We start from the raw sequence: 23,867 nt of genomic DNA, 5'->3' as shown, positions 1-23,867 counted from the left end.
CGGCGCGCTTTTGGCCGGGATCCATGCGGGCGAATCGTGCTCAGCCTGTGTGGATCCCGGCCAAAAGCATGCCGGGATGACGGGGTGGGGAATGACGGGGGAGAGGCTCTCAGAGTTGCTGGAGGCGGGCTTTGGCTGCGGCGTATTCCGCTGCCAGGCGGTCTACGACGTCGGCGACCGGGACCACCGCGTCGATGGTGCCGATGCCGTGGCCCGAGCCCCAGATGTCGCGCCAGGGCTTGGCTTCCGTGCCGGTGGATTCGTCGGTGCCGAAGTCCATGATCGACGGATCGCGGTCGCCGAGGTTGTCGGGGTCGAGCCCGGCGGCGGCGATGCTGGGGCGCAGGTAGTTGCCGTGGACGCCGGTGAAGCGGCTGGAATAGACGATGTCGGCGGCGGTGGAGTCGACGATCATCTGCTTGTATCCGGGCACCGCGTTGGCCTCGTCGGTGGGGATGAAGGCCGAACCGATGTAGGCCAGGTCCGCGCCGGCCGCCTGCGCGGCGAGGATGGAGCGGCCGTGGCCGATCGAGCCGGAGAGCAGCAGCGGGCCGTCGAACCAGGTGCGAATCTCGTTGATCAGTGCGAACGGCGACTGCGCGCCCGCATGCCCGCCCGCGCCCGCCGCGACCGCGATGAGGCCGTCGGCTCCGCGCTCGACGGCCTTGCGCGCGAACACATTGTTGATCACGTCGTGCAGGACGATGCCGCCGTAGGAGTGGACGGCCTCGTTCACGTCGGCCCGTGCGCCGAGTGAGGTGATGACGATCGGCACCTGGAATTCGACGACGGTCGCGAGGTCTTCCTCGAGCCGGTCATTGCTCTTGTGCACGATGAGGTTGACCGCGTACGGCGCGGCCGGCTGCTCCGGATTGTCGGCGTCGTGCTTGGCCAGTTCCTCGTTGATCCGCACCAGCCATTCCCGGAATTGTGCTGCCGGACGGGCATTCAGCGACGGGAACGATCCGACGACGCCCGCCTTGCACTGCGCGATCACCAGTTCCGGCCCGGACACGATGAACATGGGCGAGGCGACCGCGGGCAGGCGCAGTCGTTCGGTCAGGATGGGCGGCAGGCTCATCAGCGGTTCTTCTTTCACTTCGATGTGTAGAGCGCGCGTAGATCGCGTTTCAAGATCTTGCCGGCCCCGGAAATCGGCAGCGATTCGGCGAAGTCGACCGTGCGCGGGGCCTTGTATCCGGCGATGAGTTCCTTGGTGTGCGCCCGGATCTCCTCGGCGGTCGGGCTGCTGCCCGGCATTGGCACCACGACCGCGTGCACCCGCTCACCCCACTGCTCGTCCGGCAGCCCGATCACCGCGACCGCCGCGACCCCCGGATGTTTGGCGATGGCGTTCTCCACCTCGGTGGAGTACACGTTCTCCCCGCCGGTGACGATCATGTCCTTGATCCGGTCGACCACGTAGACGTACCCGTCGGCGTCCATGCGCCCGCCGTCGCCGGTGTGCATCCACCCGTCGCGGACGGCCGCCTCGGTCTCGGCCGGCTTGTTCCAGTAGCCGGGCGTGACATGCGCACCGCGCACAATGATTTCGCCGACCGTCCCGCGCGGTACCTCCCGGCCGGACTCATCGACGATCCGCACCTCGGCATGCGGCGCCGCCCGCCCACCGGAGGTGAGCCGCTCGGACCCCGGTCCCTCGAGAATGTGGTCCTCGGGCAGCAGCAGCGTGGCCACCGGCGCGACCTCGGTCATGCCGTACGCCTGCGTGAATCGCACGTTCGGGAAGGCTTTCATGGCCCGCTCCAAAACCGCTGCCGCGATGGGCGATCCGCCGTACAGCATCTTCCGCAGCCCCGAGGTGTCGTGCTCGGCCAGCGCCGGACTGTCGACCAGCATCTGAATCATGGTGGGCACCAACAGTGTATCGGTGACCCCGTGCTGCTCGATGGCCGCCAGCACCGCCTTCGGTTCGAACATGGGCACGGTGACGTGCGTATTGCCCGCCAGCGACGCCGCATTCCACAGCGCGTAGTCCGCGAGATGGAACATGGGCGCGGCGTGCAGCACCCGCCCGCCCGGCGTGTGGAGCACCCCGGTCGACATCGCCCCCAGCGCCGAGGTGAGCAGATTGTTGTGGGTGAGCATGACGCCCTTGGGAAATCCCGTGGTGCCACCCGTATAGAACAGTCCCGCCAGCGCGTAACCCCCGCGATGGGCGTCCTCCACCGGCGTCGAGGCCGCGATCAGCTCCTCGTAGTCGAGCATTCCCTCCGGCCGCGCCCCGTCACCGATGAAGACCACATGCCGCAGTCCGCTGTAATGCTGTTCGATGGCCGGCACCGCCTGCGCGAACGCATCGTCGACGAGCAGCACCCCGGTCCCCGAATCCTCCAGGGAGTAGGCGATTTCGGCGGGACTCCACCGAATATTGATGGGGTTGAGCACCGCGTCCGCCCACGGCACCGCGAAGAAGTACTCGTGATACCGATCGGAGTTCAGCGAGGCGATCGCGACCCGATCGCCTTCGCGCACACCGAGTTCCCGTAGCGCGCCCGCGAAACGCGCCACCCGGTCGTGCAATTCGGTGAAGGTCCTGCTGCGTGTCCCGTGGATGACGGCGACGCGGTCGGGAGACTGCTGCACGGCACGGTGCAGCCCCTGGGTCAAGTACATGGATGAGCTTTCGAGGCAGGGGAGTGGAAGGCGTTCAGGCCACGTGCTTTTCGGCGAGCCGATCGTGGCGGGCGTAGCTGCGGTCGGGATTGTTGGTCCGGGTGACTCGCTGCACGAGCCGTTCGGTAACCCGTCGCCCCGCACGCTCGCTGACGCCGGTGGCGCCCGGGATGAGCCGGCGCGGCACTTCCGCCACCGCGTTGAGTGCCGAGGTCGCCAGCACCGCCGCCATGAAGAACCGGTTGCGCGGCATGCCGAGGAAGTCGGAGTTCTTGGTGCCCAGCATGATCCGGCCGTACGAGGTCTCGTACCGGATGACGGCGTAGCGCAGCAGGCGCGACCGCAGATCGTTTCCGGTGATCCCGTAGATCTCGCCGGTGGCCCCGACCAGCGCCTGCGACAGCGTGCGGGAGTCCTCGTCGGGCAGGAACTCGTAATCGGCTTGCAGCCACATGAGCTTCCAGGCGTCGGCTTCGCCGGCGGGCACCAGTTCCGGGTCGACCCCGAGCAGATGGCCGACATACCGCCACAGGTGATACAGCGAGTCCTTCTCCTTCTTGGAGAACTGCAACCCGAGCACCTGGCAGCCGATGATGACGGCCCACGAGAACAGCAGCAGCGTGCCCACCAGCAGCGACTGGTTGATCGGCCGATCCCACTCGGCATAGTTCCAGTCCGGCCGCCGGTTCATTCCCGCCCGCACCTGTGCGTGCATGATCCGCACCCGCAGCGAGTTCTTGAACCCGGATTCGAAACGCCCCAGCCCACCGGGCTTGGTGACGTCGTACCACCAGACGGTGGTTTCGGCGACGCGTCGCGGCGCCATGTTCTCGGCCGACAGATTGCCGGTGCCGATCAGCACCTTGTCCGCCCGCGAGGCCAGGTATCCGCCATTGAGCGACATCATGGACAGCACCAGCGTCAGTGCCCACGGCCCGACGCGCCCCGAGACGCGGGCGGCGTGATCGAGCTTGTCCTGATCCAGCCAGTACGGCTTCGAATCGACTTGTGCGAAAAAGGCTTTCAGCTCCGCGGGCGCGTCCGGGACCGCGTCGATGCCGCGTTCGAGAGCGATCTCGAACATGCGCCGCCCCTGCCCCGTGGGCAGCCGCCGGAACATCTCGACCACGGCGTCGGCCAGCGGATCGCCCATCTGGGTGTACTTGCGGTAGCCGTCACGCTGTTCCGGAGTGGGCCGGATCTCGCCCGGGGCGAGGAACCTGATCCCCAGGTTGTGCGGGAATTCCGCGAAGAACCCGGGGTCGGACAGCTCATTGGTACGCGCCATTGCGTGCCTCCTGTTTGCGTTTCGCACGTCTGGTGAACTACGTCACCAAAAGTCTGGTGATAGTCTTCACCAAAGTCGGCAGCATGGCAACAGGTGAGGTGGGGACGTGTCGGAACCGCGTGGACGTGATGCTGAATCGAGCCGCGGGCGCTACGCCGGTCTGAGCGCCGACGAGCGCCGTAGACAGCGCCGGGAGCGCCTGCGCGAGGTCGCCGTCGAGGTGCTCGCCGAGCAGGGTCTGGCCGGACTCAAGGTGCGCGCCCTGTGTGCCCGCGCGGGTCTGAACGACCGCTACTTCTACGAGAGCTACGCCGACACCGACCAGCTGCTGCACGATGTGGTCGACGAGCAGCGCGCCCAGATCCTGGCCGAACTGGTCGCCGTCATCGCCACCGAACCCGCCGACGCCCGAGTCCGGCTGCGCGCGGTCGTCGAGGCCGTCGTGGCCGCGGTGGCCGACCACCCCATGCGCCGCCGCATGTTCCTCGAATTCCAGTCCACCGACGAATTGCGCCGCCGCCGAACCGAACTCGTCGACGTGTCGGCCGGGATCATGCTCGATCAGGGCCGCGAACTGCTCGGCGACGAGGCGGTCTCCGGTATCCATGCCGAACTGGCTGCCCGCACCATCTCGCACGGCGGCCTGGAACTGCTCACCGAATGGCTGCGCGGCGACCTGGATGTCGAACGCTCTCAACTCATCGACTTCATGGTCGCCATGATCCTGACCGCCTCCGAGATCACCGCCACCGTGCGCCGCGAGATGACGGCCGCAGGGGAGGCGGCGTCCTGACGGAATTCCCTCCCGCGCCGTACTTCTCGGTCGTGGCTCAGGATTGCTCGGCCGCGACGATGCGGTCGTACACGCGCTTGTCGTAGCGCAGCCGCCGGGGCACCGCCGTCCAGGCATTGCGCACCAACCCCGTGATGGTCCACGCCCTTGATGTCCCGGTGGTAGTCCCGCACCCGCGCCGCGGCCCCGGATTCCGGCGGATCGTAGACCGAATCCTCGATCTTCGGCAGTGACCGCAGCAGCCGGTCCCAGGGGTCGTCGAAGAAGTTCGAATGCTGTTGCAGTGCGGCGCCGACGGCCGGATACATGTTCTGCAGCGCCCCCGAGCGCCCGAGGAACAGCTTGACCCGGCGATCCCCGAAGAACTTCCAGGTCAGTGACCCCGGCCCCAGTGGGGCCCCGATCGCGTCGGATCGCACGGATTCGACATGTGCGGCATCGGTCATGTCGGCGGCTCCACTCCCTTGCGGATTGATACACCGGACAGTGCAACATGATCTCTCGCATTGTCGCAAGAGAATGCGACAGAATATGACTCCTTGTCGCACCACTCGCTAGACTCCCGATCGGAGGTGCTCACGAATTGAATTCGCCCCTGTCGCTCCAGGCCCTGCTGACCGCCGCCGAGCCGGTGGAACCCGTCGACGTGCGCATCAAAGAGGCCGCGCTGGAGCAGTTCGCCCTGGTGGGCATCCGCCGTACCAGCGCCGACGACATCGCCAAACGGGCCGGGGTCAATCGCGCCACGCTCTACCGCCGGGTGGGTGGCCGCGAGCAGATCACGCGGGCCGCCCTCGCGCACGAGGTCCGGCGCACCCTGGCCCGCATCGAGGCGCGCATCGGTGCTATCGAGGACCCGCTCGAACGGCACACCCGCGGGTTCGTCGTCACCGTCACGACGCTGCGCGACCATCCGCTGCTGCGCCGGCTGTTCGCGGTCGACCGCGAGGAGATCCTGGTCTGGCTCACCCTGGAGGCGGGCGAGATCCTACGGATCGCGACGGCCTTCGTCACCGCGCAAACCGAAACGGCCCGAACGCAACTCGGGTTGCCGGGCGATGACCGGGCCGCGTTCTACGCCGCGACCGTCGTGCGCCTCATCCACTCCCTGGTGCTCACCCCGGACGCCCCGCCGCTGCTGGACTCCGAAGCGGAATTGCGTGACTACGCGGTGCGCTACCTGCAACCACTACTGACGGCGGGCTGAAATACCGCACATGGGATGATGATCATGCTCTTCGAGTGCGATCCGGATGGGGGACCGAATGCGTAGTGCCACGGCTGTCAGGGGCGCGGTGCTCACCGCGCTGATGGTGTTGCTGTGTGTGGTGGCGGGATTCGCCGGGGTGGCGCGCGCCGATACCGCCAAGGCCGAGAAGGTGGCCACCGACTACGCGGTCGGCGCGGCCACGGTGGACTACCGCGACACCGACAGCTGGATGACCCGGCTGAAGACCAATGCCACCCCGGAGCTGGCGGCCAAGTACGACGGAACGCGCGCCAAGCTGGAACAGATCCTGGTGCCGCTGAAATGGGAGTCGACGGCGGTTCCGGTCAGCGCGAAGACCAACTCGGAGAAGGACGACGTCTACCAGGTGGTGGTCGTGCTGGATGTGACCACGCGGAATACGCAGAGCCCGGAGTGGACGCACAGCATGGTGACCTACTACATCACCGTGGATGGCCGCCGCGGCTATCAGGTGTCGGATGCCGGCGGCGATGCGGGACCGTTGAACTAGAGCTCTCAGTTGGTGGGCTGTTCCGACATTTCCGGCAGCCCCGGCAGGGCGACGAGCGGCTCGTCCGGGTCGAGGGTGAGCCCGCGGGCCTGCGCGGTCGCGGAGAACGCGCCCCACGCGAAGGCCGAAAGCTGTTCCGCCAGTTCCTTGGTGGAGATAACCGGATCATTGAGCCAGCGCAGCACGCCGAGCCCGATGGCGCCGAGCATGGCGTCGACGACGTATTCGACGTGCTCGCCGTCCGCGCCGCGCATCCGGAGGACCTCGGCCAGGAAGTCGGCGACCGTATCGGACAGTGGCCGCCCCTCCTCGATCAACCGCGCCGCTCCGAAGGCGGTGACCACGTGTGAGCTGACGATGAAGCGAAACAGGTTGGGCCGCTCGGCGACCAGATCGATATAGGCCGCCAGCGCGGTGCGGATGGCTTCGCGCGCCGAGGCTCGCGGGTCGAAGTGCGGGGTCACGCGTTCGACGATGAGCTGCTGCACCTGCCCGCTCACCGCGGCCAGCAGTTCCACCTTGTCGCCGAAGAACCGATACAGCTTGGGGCGCGGTATACCAGCGGTTTTCACCACATCGTCGATGGAGAGCTCGGGCCCGTGCGCGTCGATGGCGCGAATGGTGGCCTCGATGAGCTCGGCGCGCACGGCCGTGCGATGGGAGTGCCAGCGGTCGTAGCGGGCATCACCCTTGTGGCCGGCGGGAGGGTCGTCGGAAGGGTGGGAAGCCATGCGCCAGATTGTAATTCGATCCGTTATGGCCAACCCCCTTGCCGTCTGTCTGAGACAATCCTACACTGAGGCTACATCGAACAGCCAGTACTAGGTACTGAGTGTTCCACAAGGATGGTCCCAATGACAGTCACGACTTCCAGCTATCCCAAGGCTCGGCGCATCAGATTCGAAGTCGAGCAACATGATTCGGGCGACAAGTACTTCGTGGACGGCGACATGGTGTTCAGCCACTTCGTCGCCGGCCTGTCCGGAGGCTTCCCGCCCGGCGAGGAATCCTTCATCCGTTCGGTCCGCCGCGTCGCGGACCGCATCACCGATCCCTTTCTCAAGAAACGCGTTTCGGGTTTCGTCGGCCAGGAGGCCATGCACGGCCAGGAACACCGGCGGCTCAACGAGAAACTCGTCGAAATGGGCTATCCCATCGAATGGTGGGATTCCGAAGAGCAGTTGCAGCGCATGCTGGCGATCGAGGACCGGCTGCCCGCACTGTGGCATCTGGCCATGACCGCGGCCGCCGAGCACTACACGGCCGTACTTGCGCAGCGCGTGCTCACCAGCGACGAAATCCAGTCCATCCCAGCCGAACCCGAGTTCTGGAACCTGCTCAACTGGCACGCCCTGGAGGAGCTGGAACACAAGTCCGTGGCCTTCGACGCCTTCCGCGCGGCCGGCGGCACCGAGGCCGTGCGCATCGGCGTCATGGTGGCCATGTTCGGGCTCACCCTCCCGCTGACCTATGGCTCGCTCGCGTACGCGCTGGCGCGAGACCCGGTCGCGCGGCGCAAACCGCTGCGCGTCGCCCGCGAGGCGTATCGGCTCTTCACCGGGCCGATCTTCCGCGGCATCCTCCCGGAACTGGCCCAGTACATGCGGCCCGGCTTCCATCCCGACCACATCGACACCAATGCGCTGCTCTCCCATTGGCAGGAAGAGCTTTTCGGCGAGAACGGCGTCCTGGTCGATCACCTGAAGTAACACAACTCCATCCAGAAAGGACCGACCAATGGCGATCGGTCGGCAGCACAGCACCACCATGACGCCTGCTCCTCCGGTGCGGCGCATGCGATTCCGGTTCGGCCAGCCCGAACCGATGGCACATCATTTCGTGCAGGACGACATTCCCCTCACCCACCTCATCGCGGTGCTCTCCGGCGCCTTCCCGCCCGGCGAGGAATCCTTCATCCGCTCGGTGCGCAAATTCGCCGCCGATATCGACGAGCCGGTGCTCAAGAAGCGGGTCGCCGGATTCATCGGCCAGGAGGCCATGCACGGCCAGCAGCATCGGCGGCTCAACGAGCAGCTGATCGAGAACGGCTTCCCGATCGTGCGCCTGTTCACCTTCGGCCCGGATGCCTTGCGCGAGAAGGCTTTGGAAACCGTGGAGAACCTGGTGCCCCGCCAGGTGCATCTCGCGGTGACCGCCGCCGCCGAGCACTACACGGCGACGCTGGCCAAGCGCGTGCTGGGAACCGAGGAGATCCAGGCGATTCCGGGTGATCCCGAGGTCTGGAACCTGCTCAACTGGCATGCCTTCGAGGAACTCGAGCACAAGTCGGTCGCCTTCGACGTCTACCGGCACAGCGGCGCACCGGAAATCGTGCGCATCGGCGTCATGGCGGGGATGTACTACTTCACCATTCCGGCGGTGTCACTGGGCGTGCTCGCTTCGATCCTGAGCGATCCGCGCAGCTGGCGGCCCTTCAAAGTGCTGCGGCAGTCCATCGCGCTGTATCGCGGCCCGATCGTGAAGGGGCTCATGAAGGAAATGCGGCCCTACATGCGGCCGGGCTTCCACCCCGATGACATCGACACCACCGAACTGCTCGAACAGTGGCGGCGGGAGCTGTTCGGCTCCGACGGCGAACTGCTCGACCGCATCGGTTGACGCGACGGCACAGGCGGATTCGAGGACACATCGAATGAGCACAGTCTCGAACGGGCGGGGTGCGCCTGCCGAGACCCGCCCCGACCACGAGGTCATCGTGGTCGGGGCCGGGTTCGGCGGCATCGGCACCGGAATCGCCCTGCAGCGCAAAGGCATCCACGACTTCGTGATCGTGGACAAGTGGGATCGGGTCGGCGGCACCTGGCATGCCAACACCTATCCCGGGGTGGCGGTGGACATTCCGTCGTTCATCTACAGCTTCTCCTACGAGCAGCGCGGTGACTGGTCGCGCATCTTCGCTCCCGGCACCGAACTGCGCGAGTACGCGGAGAGCATGGTCGACAAGTACGGCCTGCGGAACAAGCTGCGGCTGAACACCACCGTCGTCGGCGCCGAGTTCGACGAGCGGAACAGCCTGTGGCGCTTGGCGACCGACGGCGGACACGAGCTCACCGCCCGCTATGTGGTGCTGGCCATCGGCGGCCTGGAACGGCCCAAGATGCCGGACATCCCGGGTCTGCAGGACTTCGGCGGCACCCTGGTGCACACCGCCCTGTGGGACCACGATGTGGCCCTGCGCGGCAAGCGGGTGGCGGTCATCGGCACGGGAGCCACCGCGCTGCAACTGATCCCGGCCATTGTCGAGGAGACCGCGCACCTGACGGTCTTCCAGCGCACGCCCATCTGGGTGTTCCCGAAGCAGGACGCGGAAATCGGCTGGCTGGGCCGGCAGATCCTGGGCCGCAGCCGGATTCGCTCCGCACTGCGGGTTGCGGGCAATCTCGGCACCGAGCTGGCCATGAGCGGCATGGTGGTCGGCCCGCCCTGGCTCACCGGCGCGGGCAGGCGGCTGGCCGAGATCCCGATCCGGCGCTGGATGCGCGCTCAGGTCCACGATCCGGAACTGCGCGAAAAGCTCACGCCTCGTTACGGTCTGGGTTGCAAGCGGCCGTCCATGTCCAACGACTACCTGAAGACGTTCAACCGGACCGACGTCAGCCTGGTCACCGAATCCATCGACCGCATCACCGAACACGGCGTGGTCACCGCCGACGGCCACGAGCATCGGATCGATGTGCTCGTGTGCGCCACCGGATTCAAGCTGTGGGACAAGGGCGCGATACCGCCGTTCCCTGTGCGCGGACGCGGCGGCCTCGACCTGGAGACGTTCTGGGACGAGCACCGCTATCAGTCCTATCAGGGCGTCTCGGTGCCGGGATTCCCCAATGCCTTCACCATCACCGGACCCTACGGCTTCGTGCTGGGTTCCTACATCTGGATGATCGAGGCCACCGCCGCGCATCTGAGCCGGGCCATCGCCGAGTCGAAACGCCGGGGCGCCAACGAGATCGAGATCCGGCAGGAGGTGCACGAGGAGTACTTCCGCAAATGCCTGGCGCGGCAGCAGAAGAACTTCCTGTTCACCCCGGTGTGCGAGGGCTCCAACACCTACTACATCGACAATCACGGGGATTCGCCGTTCCGCCCGTCCACGCATGGCGAGATGTACTGGCAGAACCGGCATTTCGATCTCGACGTGTACCGCTACACCGTGGGTGCGCCGGTCCCGTCGGATGAGCTCGCATTGTCGGAGGAGGCGTCGTGAAACTCAATTCGATCGATCCGCGACTGGTGGTGGTCACCGGGGCCGGCAGCGGCATCGGGCAGGCCGTGGCGGTTCGATTCGCCCGCAGCGGTGCGCAGGTCGTGGTCTCCGATATCGACAAGGACGCGGCGCTGGCCACCGTCGCCAAGATCCAGGCCGCCGGGCATCGCGCCGTCGCCATGCAGCTCGATGTCACCGACCCGCGGGCGTGGGAGTCCTTCGCCCGCGACGTGCACGCCGACCTCGGTGTGCCGGATGTCCTGGTCAACAATGCCGGAATCCTGGTCAGCGGAGCATTTCTGGACCTGGAGCCGCAGGACTGGGACAAGCAGCTGAGCGTCAACCTCATGGGCGTCGTCCACGGCTGCCGGGCGTTCGGACGGCAGATGATCGATGAGGGCAAGCGCGGCCACATCGTGAACATCGCCTCGGCGGCGGCCTTCACACCGACGCCGGTCATGTCGGCGTATTCGGTGTCCAAGGCGGGCGTGAAGATGCTCACCGAATGCCTGCGCCTCGAACTCGCGCCGAAGGGCGTCGGCGTGAGCGCGGTGTGCCCCGGCGTGATCAATACCAATATCGGCGAACACGCCACCACCGTCGGCGTCGATCCGGTCCTGGTGGAGCGCGGCAAGCAGATCGCCGCGCAGGTCCAGGAACTGGTCGCACAGCTGCCGTTCTCGCCCATGAGCCCGGATCTGGTGGCCCGCGCGGTGGTCCGGGCGGTGCGCTACGACCTGGCCGTGGTGCCGGTGCGCACCGAGGCGTGGCTGGGCTACTTCATGCTGCGCCTGGCTCCCGGCGTGAATCGCCGCATGACGCAACCCTTCTCGATGGATCGCATCCAGTCCGCCGGCGCCTGGCTCACCGGCAGGGGAGGGGTCGCATGAGCCGCGTTCACCGGATCAAGGTGCGCGAAGTCATCAGCGAGACCGCCGACGCGGTCTCGCTGATCTTCGACATTCCCAGCGATCTCACCCGCCGATTCGCCTACGCGCCCGGTCAATTCCTGACACTGCAGGTGCCGAGCGAGCGCACCGGCTCGGTGGCCCGGTGCTATTCGCTGTCCAGCAGCCCGCATTGCGACGACCGCCCCACCGTGACGGTCAAGCGCACGGTCGACGGCTACGCCTCGAACTGGATCTGTGACAACGTGGCCGCCGGATCCATCGTCACCGTGCTGGAGCCCGCCGGGAACTTCGTGCCGCGCAACTGGAATCGCGATTTCCTGCTGTGCGCGGCGGGCAGCGGCATCACCCCGATCATGTCCATCCTGAAATCGGCGCTACAGCTCGGGAACGGCAAAGTCGTTCTGCTGTACGCCAATCGGGACATGACCTCGATCATCTTCCGGCGGCAACTCCAGGACCTGATGCGCCGCTACCCGCGCAGGCTCACGGTGCGGCACTGGCTGGAATCCGAACGCGGACTGCCGACCACGCGTGGCATCACCGAATGGGCGCGGCCCTACCGCAAGCATGACGTGTACCTGTGCGGCCCAGCCGGTTTCGCCGAGACCGTGAAGTCCGCCCTGGCGCAGCTGCGCATCCCGGCCCGCGCGATCCGCCAGGAGGAGTACCGCTCGCTCACCGACAATCCGTTCGAACATCACACCCCCGCACCCGCCGTCGCCGTTCCGGCCACCGCCGCACCACCCCGGCCCACCGCCGAAACCGCCACCGTGACGGTCGACATCGACGGCCGGACCCACACCCTCCCTTGGCCTCGCGCGAAGAAGCTCCTCGACGTCCTGCTCGACCACGGCATAGACGCCCCCTACGTGTGCCGCGAATCCGCGTGCGGCACCTGCGTGTGCAGCGTGAAATCCGGTCGCACCCGCATGCTCATGAATGAAGCGCTCATCGACGAGGAACTCCGTACCGGATTGACCCTGGCCTGTCAGACCCTCCCCGAATCCGACGACGTGCACATCGCCTTCGACCAGTAAGAGGTGCTCGAAATGTCCGCTCTCCCAACCGGAGTCGACGGCTACGCCGACCCCCGATTCGCCCCCGTGGCCCGTGCCTTCGCCCGCCTGTTCGCGCGCTACCTGCGCACCGGCGGCGCGCTGGCCGTCTACCGGCACGGTGAGCTCGTGGTCAATATCTGGACCGGCACCGCCGACGCCGCCGGCGAGATCCCCTGGGACGCCGACACCGCCGCCCTCACCTTCTCCACCACCAAGGGCATCACCGCGCTGGTGATCCACCGCCTGGCCGACCGCGGCCTCATCGACTACGACACCCCCGTCGCCGAGTACTGGCCCGAATTCGCGGACGCCGGAAAACATTCCATTACCGTCCGCGACGTCCTGGCCCACCGCGCCGGTCTCTCCGACCTGCGTCGCCTGCTGGTGGAGCCCGGCAACGTCCTCGACCACGAGCTCATGGAGCAGCGTCTGGCCGCCGCCACCCCCGACTGGACCCGCGGCCTGCCCGTCTACCACGCCGTCACCTTCGGCTGGCTGCTCGGCGGCCTGGCCCGCGCCGTCACCGGCCACACCATGTCGGAGCTGTACCGCACGGAACTGGCGCAGCCCCTTGCTCTTTCGGGTCTGTACCTGGGGCATCCCGGCGACAGCGCGCCCGTCGCCGAGCTCATCGGCTCCAGCCTCACCTTCACCGGCACCCGCGTGGGTCTACCCGTCACCGCCCTCGCCAGTCGAATCCCCGTGCTGAGCAATGCCATCAGCGCCATCCACATTCCCGGCGCCCAGAATTTCCTGGCCGGCCCCGAACCTCGCCTGATCCATTCCGAGAACGGCGCCGCCACCGGCATTTTCACCGCCGAGGCGATCGCCACCGTCTACGCCGTCATCGCCGGCCAGGGCGCCCTCGCCGACACCCGCCTGCTCTCTCCCGAAACCGCCAGCGCCCTCGACCGTTTCACCCGCACCAGCCCCGACCCGCACCGCTTCGCCCCCTGGCACCTCGGCTATCACGCCTTCCCCACCTTCGGCGCTCCGCGCGCCTTCGGTCATCTGGGCATGGGCGGCTCCGGAGGCTGGGTCGACCCCGATTCCGGCCTGGCCGTCGGCTTCGTCCACAACCGCATGGCCCTGGCCCACCTCCCCGTGGACATGTCCCTGCTGTCGTTCCTGTTGCCCGCCATCACCCGTGCGGCGGGCACCGGTGCGGGCCGTCGCGCCGCCCCCGCCGCCGCACTGGTCAGCTGACGGGGGCGGTCCGAAATTTGGCCTTGATGCGGGGTGCGATGGAGGCGTGGAACGCTTCGGCGGTCTGCGGCACCAGCGCCGCGGCGATGATGGCGAGGACCGGGCCGACGGCCATGAGCTCGAAAGCCCTTGTGTAGGAGGCATGATCGGTGACCGCGCCGAAGACCAGCGGGCTCAGCACCCCGGCGGTCTGGCCACCGAACAGGATGATGCCGGACGCCGCGCCGATGTAGCTGCTGGGCAGGGCGCGCAGCGGCACGGAGAAGGCGGGCATGAGCGTCATGCCCGCGATGAAGGTCATGCCGGAGCCGAGAATCACGAATAGCGGGAAGATCTCGACGCGCGGCAGCACGAACAGCAGGACCGCGGTGGCCGCCATGGAGGGGATGACGATGACGCGCGGATGCCCGCCCAGCCGGTCGGAGATGCGCGCCCCGAGCACCACGCCCACCGCCGCCGCGAGCGTGGACGGAACCGCGGCCACCGCCACCATTCCCACCGAGATGCCCCGCTCCTCCTGTAGAAAGGTCGGCATCCACGCGGTCACGCCCCAGATCAGCGCGTCGTAGCCGAAGAATATGACGGCGAACCCGAGCAGTGCGGGCGAGCGCAGCACCGCCCGGCGTTCGGCCGCGGCCGGCGCGGCCTCGGACATGTGGATCTCCGGCTGCGGCAGCGGATCCGGCATCCACCGCTTCCACGCGATGATGATGGCCACGCCGAGCACCGAGATGACGGCGAACATGATCCGCCACCCGACGGTCGGGATGAGGATCCCGGCCACCACGGAGGCCAGCAGGATCCCCACCGCGTTCGACGCATTGGTCCACCCGGTGGCGGTGGTGCGGTGTTCGGGCAGGCTGCGTTCGGCCAGCGCCTTGATCGCCGCCGCCGGGAACACCCCCTGCACCAGCCCGAACAGGAAACGCATGGCCAGCATGGCGGTGAACGACCATGCGATGGCGGTCAATCCGGTGAACACCGACCAGGCGAACAACCCGATCACCGCCATCCGCATGGCCCCGAACCGATCGGCCAGCAATCCCGCGGGCACCTGGATGGCGGCATAGGCCACGAAGAACATGGAGATCAGCAACCCCTGCTGGGTGTGATCGAGGTGCAGGTCATCCCCGATCCGCGCCAACGCGAAATTGATGACCGTACGGTCGATGTAGTCCACAACCCAGGCGGCGAAGAGCAGCACGACGGTTATGCGGGTGGTGCGCGGCATCCGTGCCCCCTTCACAACGAAGGGCGTGCCGGAAGGCCACGCCCCATTTTCGAGGATATGGCGAACCGGTGCTCGCTTTCGACCATCCACCTGCCCCCGATCTCTGGGGGATGAGTTTTCACAGGGGCCCTCAGAAACCCCCGCGCCGTAACGGGGGCCGGGGGCAGCGCCCCCGATTCCGGGGGTCCGGGGGCGGAGCCCCTGGGAAGAACCCTGCGGCCGGGGGCAGCGCCCCCGATTCCGGGGGTCCGGGGGCGGAGCCCCTGGGAAGAACCCTGCGGCCGGGGGCAGCGCCCCCGATTCCGGGGGTCCGGGGGCGGAGCCCCTGGGAAAAACACAGCCTCAGCTGAACTTCGCGAGCGCGTCGGCCACGATGGCGTCCAGGCGCGCGTGATGTGCGCCCTTCCAATAGGTTTGGCCGCAGTCGTCGCAGCGGGCGAGGGATTCGTAGGTTTGTCCGTTGCCGGTGGGCAGTTGCTCGCGGACATCGTCGTGTTCGGCGGCGCGCAGCAGGCCGTTGCAGGCGGTGCAGCGGGTGTAGGGCGCTAGCGGGGGAGTGAAGCGGGACAGCACGTCGTCGAGCTGCTCGGGCGGGCGGTGGCTGTAAATGTAGGCCCCCGAGTAGATTTCGCGCCGCCGCAGCAGTCCGCGATCGCGGGAGAGCATGATCCGCCGCTCGGTGGCCGAGCGGGTCGCCAGGGCCGCGTCGCCGATGTCCGGATTCTCGTAGGCCGCGTCCACGCCCAGCAGTCGCAATCTTCGCGCCAGCGTGCCCAGGTGGATGTCGAGCAGGAAGCGCACCGGTTCGGTGAGCACCTGCGGGCGCACGATCGCGGCGACGGTGACCGTTTCCCCTTCGGCGGGAATGTGTCCCGGCCCGACGGTTTTCCCGTCGACCTGCAGCGATCCCACTTCGGTGAGCGGAACCCCGAGTGATTCCACGACGTGCCCGAGCGTCGACGCGCCGTCGATGCGCACGGGCCCGCGGCGGCGCGCGCCCACGAACACATGCAACTCCGGCGCGAAACTCACCGTGATCTCCCCTGCGCTCACTCGGTCAGCATGCCAAATACCCCCGCGCTGTGGGCAAGTCGTTTCCCGGGGATTAGCCCTGCGGAGGGCGGGTAGAGCGACGAATGGGTCCACTTCGCGGCCCACGGCAACGATCAGCTACTGCGAAAGGATTGATCCGCCATGGCAGATCCCAAGAACCCCGGGCAGTTCGGCAACCGTCCGGACACCGAGGAGCAGGCCCGCAAGGGTGGTAAGGCCAGCAGCGGCAGCTTCGGCAGTGAGCACGGCGCCGATCCGCGCGAGGCCGGCAAGAAGGGTGCGGCTGCCCAGCCGACCGAGGCCAAGTCCCGTGGTGGCCAGCACAGCCACCAGGGTTCGTAGCGGGACTCCTCTGGGAGGGGCCGGATTCCGGCCCCTCCCCGCGTGATTGACGAGCGCGCTATTTAGTGTAACCATGGGTATCAGTAAGCTGTGTCACTCTTGGAGAGGCCCTGACAATGACGTCAGCACCCGTAGCGATCGATCCCGTCGTCACGCTCGCCCGCCAGTATGCCGAGCGTCTGCTGCTCCTGTCGCAGGGATCGGTGGACAAGCACTTCGATCCCTTCGCCGACATCGATTGGGACAACCCCGATTTCGAGGTCCGCGACGACGACCCCCGCTGGATTCTGCCGAAATCCGGTGACATGCTCGGCCGTCACCCCTGGTACATCGGCCTCACCGAGGATCGCAAGATCGAGATCGGGCTGTGGCGTCAGGCCAATATCGCCAAGGTCGGTCTGCAGTTCGAGACCCTGCTCATCGGCGGCATGGTGCAGCACACCTTCAAGCTGCCCAATGGTGATCCCGAATTCCGGTACTGCACCCACGAGGTCATCGAGGAGTGCAACCACACCCTCATGTTCCAGGAGATGGTCAATCGCATCGGCCGCGATGTGCCGGGGATGAATCCCCTGCTCAAGACCCTCACCTATGTGGTGCCGCCGCTGGCCGCGCTGTTCCCCAATCTCTTCTTCACCGCCGTGCTCTCCGGCGAGGAGCCCATCGACCACATCCAGAAGGCCATTCTGCGCGCCGACGAGGATGTGCATCCGATCATGCGCGGTGTCATGGCGATTCACATCGCCGAGGAGGCCCGGCACATCTCCTTCGCCCACGAGTTCCTGGAACATCATGTGCCGCAGTCGGATCCGCTGAGCAAGTTCGTGCTGTCGCTGGCGTTTCCGATCGTCATGTGGATCGGCGGGCGGGCCATTCTGGTGCCGCCGCGCGCCTTCTTCCAGGAGTTCGGCATTCCGCGTTCCGTGCGCAAGGACGTCTGGTTCGGGCTGCCCGATTCCAAGGAGACCTTCGCCTCCTACTACGGCGATGTGCGCACCCTGGCCAAGCGGATCGGGCTGATGAACCCGGTCGCCAAGCGGGTCTGGAAGGTGCTCGGCATCGACGGCCCGACCACGCGCTACCGGTCCGAACCCGAGCGTCCGGGCCAGGTTCGCGCCGCCTGAGCGCGCCGTGTAGACGTAACTGCGAATAACACGTAATATTCGGCGAGCGCCCCGGCGACGGAGCCGGGCCGGAACAGAACGAAGCGAGTACCTCAATGACGCGGCATGTCGACGTACTGATCATCGGAGCGGGCCTGTCCGGCATCGGCATGGCCTGCCACCTGACCCGGGAGAAGACGGGGCGCAGCTACCTCATCCTCGAACGCCGCACCGCGATCGGCGGCACCTGGGACCTGTTCCGCTACCCCGGCATCCGGTCCGACTCGGACATGTACACCTTCGGGTACGGCTTCCGGCCCTGGCACGGCACCAAGGTGCTCGCCGACGGCAAGCACATCCGCCAGTACATCGAGGACACCGCCCGCGAGTACGGCGTCACCGACCATATTCGCTTCGGCCGCAAGGTGACCCGGGCCGCCTGGTCCACCGAGCGCAACCTGTGGACCGTCGAGGTCGACAACGAGACCACCGGCGAGACCGAGCAGTACACCGCCGACTTCGTCGTCGGCTGCACCGGCTACTACGACTACGACAACGGCTACCAGCCGAAGTTCCCCGGCCAGGAGAACTTCGGCGGCCGCATCGTGCACCCGCAGCACTGGCCCGCCGACCTCGACTACACCGGCAAGCGCGTCGTGATCATCGGCTCCGGCGCCACCGCCATCACCCTGGTGCCCGCGATGAGCAAGGACGCCGCCCACGTCACCATGCTGCAGCGCTCGCCCACCTACATCGCCGCCCTGCCCGCGGACGATCCGGTGGCCGTCGGCTTCAAGCTGGCCCGGGTGCCCGCGAACCTCGCATACAAGGCCGGACGCGCCCGCAATATCGCCCTGCAGCGGGCCAGCTACCAGCTCTCCCGCACCAACCCGGCGCTCTCGCGCAAGCTCATGCTGGCCGCCGTCCGCGCCCAGGTCGGCCCCGGCATCGACATGAAGCACTTCACCCCCACCTACAACCCGTGGGATCAGCGACTGTGCGTGGTGCCCAACGGCGACCTGTTCAAGGTGCTGCGCAAGGGTGAGGCGTCCATCGTCACCGACCGCATCGACACCTTCACCGAAACCGGCATCCGCCTGGTCTCCGGTCAGGAGATCGAAGCCGACATCATCATCAGCGCGACGGGTTTGACCGTGCAGATGCTCGGCGGGGCGGTCCTGGAAGTGGACGGGGAGACCCTCGCCACCCGGGATCTGGTGGCCTACAAGGGCATTCTGCTCGGCAATGTGCCCAACCTGGCCGTCGTGCTCGGCTACACCAACGCCTCCTGGACGCTCAAGGCCGACCTGGCCGGTGAGTACGTCAGCCGGGTGCTCAATCACATGAAGGCGACCGGCGCCAATCATGTTGTGGCCGTGCCGAAGCCGGGTGACCGCTCCGAGCACTCGCTCATGGGCGGGGCCCTGACTTCCGGTTACATCCAGCGTGGTGACGGCGTCATGCCCCGCCAGGGCACCAACGGCCCCTGGCAGGTCATCAACAACTACTTCCGCGACCGGGCGCTGCTGCGCAAGGGCGCGCTGGAGGACGGCATCCTCCAGTTCAACCGCAGGATCCGCAAGGCCGCACCGGCCGCGGTCGAATCCCGTTCGGCCTGAGCCGGTCTCGGCACCGGACGCCCCGTCGTCCGCGCGGTGACGGGGCGCGAGCGGTTCAGGTGAAGGTGAGGACCTGATCCAGCGGCAGCCGCACCGATCGCGCCGACGGCTGATCGGCGTAGGCGAGGCGGAAAAGCAGCACCTCGGCCACGTCGTCGTCGGTGTCGAACAGCGCGCTATAGCGGGCGCGCAGCTCGCCCAGCCGATCGCGCTCCGGCTCGCTCAGGCCCACGCCCGCCCCGCGCTCCAGCCGGGCGAACAGGTAGGGCAGCGCCGTCATCGGATGCAGCGCAATGCCTTCCGCGGTGGCGGTGAGCCACAGGCGCTGCATGACCCGGCCGCCGTGCAGGTAGGACTCGCGGGCGGTTCCGGGGACGGTGAGCAGGCCGACCGCGGCCGCGCCGGTGATCGCTTCTCGGGACAGGTCCTCCAGGGCCCGGCCGCCCCCGATCTCGGCGAGGTGCTCGGCCACCGGCCAGCGGCTCAGCACCTGCAGGGCCGCGTACTCGCCGGGCGTGAGTTCGGCTGTGGCCAGGTCGATTCCGTACGGGTGGGCGCGGGCCTCGGCCGGCGTCCACCGGTAGCCGTGGATCAGGTCGGCGTGCATGTCCCGGTTCAGCAGGCAGAGCCGGTCGCCCGCACCGATGAGCGCGCCGATCTCCGCCAGTTCGGCTGGGGCGTGCAGTAATTGGAGACGGCCCCCGGCCTCCGCGCACACGGTGCTCAGCACCGACGCCACATCCTCGTCCAGGCGGCGATGGCTGCCGCGCCTGCGGTTGGTGGCGCGAGTGGTGATGTAGGGGTACAGATTCCACCGCCGCAGCGCTTTGGACTCCGACGGTGCAGCCGCTCCGGTGCGGAAGCCGATGGTGCAGACGTGATCCTGATCGGCCGGTAGCGGCCAACAACTCGGCTCGGCCCGCAGCCCCAGATGCGTTGCCGCCAGCTCGATGTTCTCGAGCAGCGCGCCGAAGGCGACCCACGTCGCGGTGTGGTCGTAGTCCAGGCTGGGCAGCTCGCGCGCCGGATCATGGTGGCATTCCAGGGTTTCGGCGTCCCGCCGCCAGACCAGGCGCCAGGGCTGGGCATTGTGGGCCGAGGGGGCGAGGGTGCCCAGGGCTGCCATCCAGCGGATGGCGGACTCCGTGACACGGCCGTCTCCGGCGGGTTCGGGCGGGAGCACGAGAATATCGTCGGGATGCTCGCCGGTGTTGAAAGCCACTGCCGAAGAACAGGGTTCGCGATACATGCGGTGCTGATCGGCGACGAGGTGCGCGGCGTCGACGTAGTACCGGCCGGATCCGACCCGCTCGCCGAGCAGGATCCGCCGCGCGGTGTCCGCCAGCACCGCGCCACCGAGCGTCACCCCTGAGGCGAGCTGCGGCCAGCTGCCGATGGTGTGGCCGACCTCGGGCAGCGATGCCGCCGCGCGGGGGCTCGGATCGTTCAGAATGGCCAGGACATAGGGGATCTTGTCCGGCGCGGAGAGGCATTGCAGGTCGGCGGCGCGGGTGTCGCCGAGCAGCCCGTGCAGGATCGGCCGGTCCGGGTCGAGGTCGAAGCGCTCGATATCGAGCAGGCCCCGGTCGCTGGTCTGCATGAGCACCGGAATCCCGTGCTGCCGAGCGCGTTCCCGCAGCAGGACCTTCACGTGCAGGTCGTCGCACTCCTCGATCACGAGGTCCAGCCGTCCGCCGCCGAGCAGGAACTCGTCGACCTCATCGGAGTGAATACCGGTGCGGCACAGTTCGATCCGTAGATACGGGTCCATCTCGACCAGGTGCCGCGCCGCGATGACGGACTTCTCCACCCCGAGGTCGGCGATCCGGGCGTAGAGCCGATTGAGATTGGACAGGCCGAGCCGGTCGTAATCGGCGAGCTTGAACGATCCGCCGATGCCTTCCTGTGCGAAGGTCAGCGCTGCCGCCTTGCCCACCGACAGCCCGACCACGCCGATGCGCATGCCCGCCAGCCGGTGCTGCTCGGCCCCGGTGATCAGGTATCGATTGCGGTCGGTGCGAACTTCGCGAAATTCGTTCTCCGGCAACATATGAACGAGGTCGCCGGCCCATGGATACCAGATCCAGTTGCCGTACTCCTCCGGCGGATTCCCGGCGAGGTGGGCGCGGATGCGGGCCTCGCATTCCACCGGCGCGCGGGCGATCGCGGGGTCGCGCGCGGCCATGAGTTCGCGCAATTGTTCGGCTATTGTGTCGTGTACGCGAATTGTCGGAATCGCGGCGCGCAGGGCGTCCACCGCCGCACGATCGTCCTCGCATGTGGAATCGAATTGAACCGGTTGCCATTCAGAATTTCCGGTGATCTGCGTGGCCATCATCTCTCAAGGTCTACACCCGAATCCCCTGTGACTGGCTATGATCGAGTTAGTTGATCACTGTTCGGATGACTTTTCACACATTCGGTGAATGGTGCTCGGGGGAGAGGGACCACGGTCATGACGGTGTCATCGGTCTCGGCGTGTGTACTGCGGTTTCCCGGTCTATTGACGGCGCGCGATCTGGAAGCCGCGCGCGGTCCGATTCGGGTGGAACTATCCGAATCCGCGCTGGCGCGGATCGGACATTGCCGGGAGTTCGTCGACGAGTTATTGCATTCGGGCAGGCCGATTTACGGGGCCACCACGGGATACGGGGCGCTGGTCGGATTCAGCGCGGGCGCGGATATGACCCGGCATTCCCAGGGACTCGTAGATTTCCTGTCGGTAGGACAGGGGCCGCCGCTGGCCCCGGAATTGGTGCGAGCCATGTTGCTCGCGCGGGTATGGAGCCTCGCACAGGGAAATTCGGGCGTTTCACCTGAAGTGGTGACGGCGCTGATCGAGGTGCTGACCACCGGCCTCGCACCCGTCGTCCCCGAATACGGGTCGGTCGGCGCCAGCGGCGACCTGGTCCCGCTCGCCCACGCCATCGGGGCGCTCATGGGCCGGGGTGAAATCATCGACGGCGGTATTCGGTTACCCGCCGCGCAGGCGCTGTCCGCCGTGGGACTCCCACCACTCACGCTGGCCGGTCGTGACGGCCTGGCCCTGGTCAATGGCACCGCACTGACCAGCGCGGCCGCCGGATTCGCCTGCGCCCGGGCCGCGCGATCGGTGACGGCCGGTCTCGCGCTCACCGCCCTGCTCGCCGAAATCCTGGGCGTGGAAACGGAATTCGCGTCCGAGGCGCTTGTCCGGGCCGCCGGCCACCAGGGCGCGGTCGACGCGGCCCGGCTGCTGCGCACCCGACTGGCCGGGGCCCGCCCCTCGGGCCTGCGCCCGCTGCAGGAGCCCTACAGCCTGCGCTGCGTACCGCAATTGGCAGGGGCCGTGCTCACCTCCGTCCGCCATGCCACCGCGGTCGTCACCGCGGATCTCAATGGTGTGAGCGACAATCCGCTCTTCTTCCCCGACACCGGCGAGGTGGTGCACGGCGGCAACTTCTTCGGGCAGCCCGTCGCCTTCGCCGCGGACCTGCTCTCCAGCGCCCTCACCCAGCTGGCCAATCTGGCCGAGCGGCAACTGGATCTGCTCATGGACCCGCACCGCAATACCGGTCTGCCGCCGTCGCTTTCGGCCGCGCCGGGCCGCGAACACGGCCTCACCGGCGTGCAGATCGCGGCCACCGCCACCGTGGTCGCCATGCGCCGCGCCGCCGTGCCCGCCGCCATGCAGAGCCTGCCCACCAACCAGAACAACCAGGACATAGTCCCTTTCGGTACGCAGGCCGCGCTCACGGCCTACGAGCAGGCGGGCAGATTGCGCTGGGTGCACGGGTCGCTGGCGCTCGCCCTGCGGCAGGCCCGGTATCTGGGCGGCCGGGCGCCGCGCTCCGAGGCGGGGGCTGCGCTGAGCGAGGAGCTGTGCGCCGCGATCGCTCCGGTTGATCCCGACCGTCCGCTCGATGTGGATATCCGCCGGGCCGCGGATCTGCTGGACGACCTGTTCGCGTGCTGCCCCGAGCCTGCGGAGGAGTGAAGCCATGACCACGCCGATTCTCGAGTACTTCTGGTGCGGTGATGATTTCGACGCCGAACCCGGATTCGCGGCGAGCCTGCGTGAGCTGCGCGAATTCCGCGGCCGCATCGCCTGGGATGCGGGGCGGCGCCCGGACTTCCGGCGGCCGGACGGCAGCTTCACCGACGACGATCCACACGATCTCGTCGCCCACCATCTGCTGCTGCGTCCGCCGGGCGGTGGCGACCTCATCGGCTGCTGCCGGTACGCGCCGCTGGAAACCTTGCCGTGCAGTCGAATTCGCGAACTCGATGCGACCACCGCCGACAGCCTGTGCGCCGAACTCGCCTGTGCCGACACCGACATCCTGGAGGGCGGCCGTCTGCTCGTCGCTCCGGAGTGGCGACGTCACGGCCTCGCCTCGGATCTGCTCCTGGCGGGGACAGCCCTGGCCCGGGTCCTGTCCCGTCGCGTCATCTGGGGTACGGCGGGCGTGCGCCAAGGCCAGGAGCACGTCTTCCTCCGACTCGGCTATCGCTGTGCCGACGCCCCGCTCATCCCGGCCCCGCACTATGCCGACGACCTGCGGATCATTGTGTGTGAACCCCATCGCGTCCCGCCCGAGAGCGAGCCGCGCACGGCCGAATTCACCGTCCGGTTGACCGCACTACTCGCAAAGCCGGTCCCGCGCGGCCCCTGAGCCTGGG

The 23,867-nt window shown here is 67.6% G+C and carries 22 protein-coding genes; 14 read left to right on the top strand and 8 right to left on the bottom strand.

Going from position 1 to position 23,867, the window contains the following annotated elements:
• Positions 1 to 109: 109 nt before the first annotated feature.
• From H0264_RS36655 to H0264_RS36645, 3 genes are read right to left on the bottom strand one after another with little or no spacing between them, the layout of a single operon-like run.
• The gene (locus H0264_RS36655; protein ID WP_181581779.1) at positions 110 to 1,081 is read right to left on the bottom strand and encodes an NAD(P)H-dependent flavin oxidoreductase; all 972 of its coding nucleotides are present in this window, start codon (positions 1,079 to 1,081) and stop codon (positions 110 to 112) included.
• Between the two features lie 14 nt (positions 1,082 to 1,095).
• A complete protein-coding gene (locus H0264_RS36650) occupies positions 1,096 to 2,637 on the bottom strand; it encodes an acyl-CoA synthetase (protein WP_181581778.1) in 1,542 nt (513 codons plus the stop codon).
• 34 nt (positions 2,638 to 2,671) lie between these two features.
• Positions 2,672 to 3,925 (bottom strand): oxygenase MpaB family protein, encoded by a 1,254-nt coding sequence (locus tag H0264_RS36645; RefSeq protein WP_181581777.1) that lies wholly within the window; start codon positions 3,923 to 3,925, stop codon positions 2,672 to 2,674.
• Between the two features lie 106 nt (positions 3,926 to 4,031).
• Here H0264_RS36645 and H0264_RS36640 point away from each other — a divergent pair, with 106 nt between their 5' ends.
• Positions 4,032 to 4,718, top strand: coding sequence for a TetR/AcrR family transcriptional regulator (locus tag H0264_RS36640; protein WP_181581776.1), 687 nt, complete (start codon positions 4,032 to 4,034; stop codon positions 4,716 to 4,718).
• Here H0264_RS36640 and H0264_RS36635 read toward each other — a convergent pair.
• The gene (locus H0264_RS36635) at positions 4,619 to 5,164 is read right to left on the bottom strand and encodes an oxygenase MpaB family protein (RefSeq protein WP_181581775.1); all 546 of its coding nucleotides are present in this window, start codon (positions 5,162 to 5,164) and stop codon (positions 4,619 to 4,621) included. The genes H0264_RS36640 and H0264_RS36635 overlap by 100 nt on opposite strands.
• 137 nt (positions 5,165 to 5,301) lie before the next feature.
• On the opposite strand from H0264_RS36635, the gene H0264_RS36630 reads away from it, so the two are divergent.
• The gene (locus H0264_RS36630; RefSeq protein WP_181581774.1) at positions 5,302 to 5,925 is read left to right on the top strand and encodes a TetR/AcrR family transcriptional regulator; all 624 of its coding nucleotides are present in this window, start codon (positions 5,302 to 5,304) and stop codon (positions 5,923 to 5,925) included.
• Between the two features lie 58 nt (positions 5,926 to 5,983).
• The gene (locus H0264_RS36625) at positions 5,984 to 6,457 is read left to right on the top strand and encodes a hypothetical protein (RefSeq protein WP_181581773.1); all 474 of its coding nucleotides are present in this window, start codon (positions 5,984 to 5,986) and stop codon (positions 6,455 to 6,457) included.
• Between the two features lie 5 nt (positions 6,458 to 6,462).
• Here the strand turns inward: H0264_RS36625 and H0264_RS36620 are convergent, their stop codons facing one another.
• Positions 6,463 to 7,188 (bottom strand): TetR/AcrR family transcriptional regulator, encoded by a 726-nt coding sequence (locus tag H0264_RS36620; protein ID WP_181581772.1) that lies wholly within the window; start codon positions 7,186 to 7,188, stop codon positions 6,463 to 6,465.
• A gap of 123 nt (positions 7,189 to 7,311) precedes the next feature.
• Here H0264_RS36620 and H0264_RS36615 point away from each other — a divergent pair, with 123 nt between their 5' ends.
• Genes H0264_RS36615 through H0264_RS36590 form a run of 6 tightly spaced genes read left to right on the top strand, consistent with a single transcriptional unit; the run spans position 7,312 to position 13,857 of the window.
• On the top strand, positions 7,312 to 8,166 hold the full coding sequence (locus tag H0264_RS36615) for a metal-dependent hydrolase (protein WP_231084274.1): 855 nt from the start codon (positions 7,312 to 7,314) through the stop codon (positions 8,164 to 8,166).
• 28 nt (positions 8,167 to 8,194) lie between these two features.
• Positions 8,195 to 9,076 (top strand): metal-dependent hydrolase, encoded by an 882-nt coding sequence (locus H0264_RS36610; RefSeq protein WP_181581770.1) that lies wholly within the window; start codon positions 8,195 to 8,197, stop codon positions 9,074 to 9,076.
• Between the two features lie 34 nt (positions 9,077 to 9,110).
• A complete protein-coding gene (locus H0264_RS36605; RefSeq protein ID WP_181581769.1) occupies positions 9,111 to 10,682 on the top strand; it encodes a flavin-containing monooxygenase in 1,572 nt (523 codons plus the stop codon).
• Entirely contained in the window at positions 10,679 to 11,572 is an 894-nt protein-coding gene (locus tag H0264_RS36600; protein WP_181581768.1) for an SDR family NAD(P)-dependent oxidoreductase, read from the top strand. Before H0264_RS36605 ends, H0264_RS36600 begins: the two co-directional genes overlap by 4 nt.
• Complete coding sequence (locus H0264_RS36595; protein ID WP_181581767.1) at positions 11,569 to 12,630, top strand: ferredoxin--NADP reductase; 1,062 nt, start codon at positions 11,569 to 11,571, stop codon at positions 12,628 to 12,630. Before H0264_RS36600 ends, H0264_RS36595 begins: the two co-directional genes overlap by 4 nt.
• Before the next feature lie 12 nt (positions 12,631 to 12,642).
• On the top strand, positions 12,643 to 13,857 hold the full coding sequence (locus H0264_RS36590; RefSeq protein WP_181581766.1) for a serine hydrolase domain-containing protein: 1,215 nt from the start codon (positions 12,643 to 12,645) through the stop codon (positions 13,855 to 13,857).
• Here H0264_RS36590 and H0264_RS36585 read toward each other — a convergent pair.
• On the bottom strand, positions 13,850 to 15,088 hold the full coding sequence (locus H0264_RS36585) for an MFS transporter (protein WP_181581765.1): 1,239 nt from the start codon (positions 15,086 to 15,088) through the stop codon (positions 13,850 to 13,852). The two genes, H0264_RS36590 and H0264_RS36585, sit on opposite strands and share 8 nt — an antisense overlap.
• A gap of 342 nt (positions 15,089 to 15,430) precedes the next feature.
• Entirely contained in the window at positions 15,431 to 16,141 is a 711-nt protein-coding gene (locus H0264_RS36580) for a Mut7-C RNAse domain-containing protein (protein WP_181581764.1), read from the bottom strand.
• A gap of 141 nt (positions 16,142 to 16,282) precedes the next feature.
• Between H0264_RS36580 and H0264_RS36575 the strand changes: the two genes are divergently transcribed.
• The 3 genes from H0264_RS36575 (at position 16,283) to H0264_RS36565 (ending at position 19,205) form a co-directional block, all read left to right on the top strand.
• Complete coding sequence (locus H0264_RS36575) at positions 16,283 to 16,483, top strand: hypothetical protein (RefSeq protein ID WP_181581763.1); 201 nt, start codon at positions 16,283 to 16,285, stop codon at positions 16,481 to 16,483.
• Positions 16,484 to 16,599: 116 nt separating this feature from the next.
• Positions 16,600 to 17,607, top strand: a complete 1,008-nt coding sequence (locus tag H0264_RS36570; protein ID WP_181581762.1) for an AurF N-oxygenase family protein — start codon at positions 16,600 to 16,602, stop codon at positions 17,605 to 17,607.
• Between the two features lie 95 nt (positions 17,608 to 17,702).
• Entirely contained in the window at positions 17,703 to 19,205 is a 1,503-nt protein-coding gene (locus H0264_RS36565) for a flavin-containing monooxygenase (protein WP_181581761.1), read from the top strand.
• Between the two features lie 55 nt (positions 19,206 to 19,260).
• On the opposite strand, the gene H0264_RS36560 is transcribed toward H0264_RS36565, so the two are convergent.
• Complete coding sequence (locus tag H0264_RS36560) at positions 19,261 to 21,540, bottom strand: Rv1355c family protein (RefSeq protein WP_244976316.1); 2,280 nt, start codon at positions 21,538 to 21,540, stop codon at positions 19,261 to 19,263.
• A gap of 120 nt (positions 21,541 to 21,660) precedes the next feature.
• On the opposite strand from H0264_RS36560, the gene H0264_RS36555 reads away from it, so the two are divergent.
• Positions 21,661 to 23,181 (top strand): HAL/PAL/TAL family ammonia-lyase, encoded by a 1,521-nt coding sequence (locus H0264_RS36555; protein WP_181581759.1) that lies wholly within the window; start codon positions 21,661 to 21,663, stop codon positions 23,179 to 23,181.
• Between the two features lie 4 nt (positions 23,182 to 23,185).
• Positions 23,186 to 23,860, top strand: coding sequence for a GNAT family N-acetyltransferase (locus H0264_RS36550; protein ID WP_181581758.1), 675 nt, complete (start codon positions 23,186 to 23,188; stop codon positions 23,858 to 23,860).
• Positions 23,861 to 23,867: the final 7 nt, after the last annotated feature.

Source organism: Nocardia huaxiensis (assembly GCF_013744875.1).
Lineage (GTDB): Bacteria > Actinomycetota > Actinomycetes > Mycobacteriales > Mycobacteriaceae > Nocardia > Nocardia huaxiensis.
The sequence above is the reverse complement of the archived record's forward strand: the minus strand, read 5'-3'. Positions and strand labels throughout refer to the sequence as shown.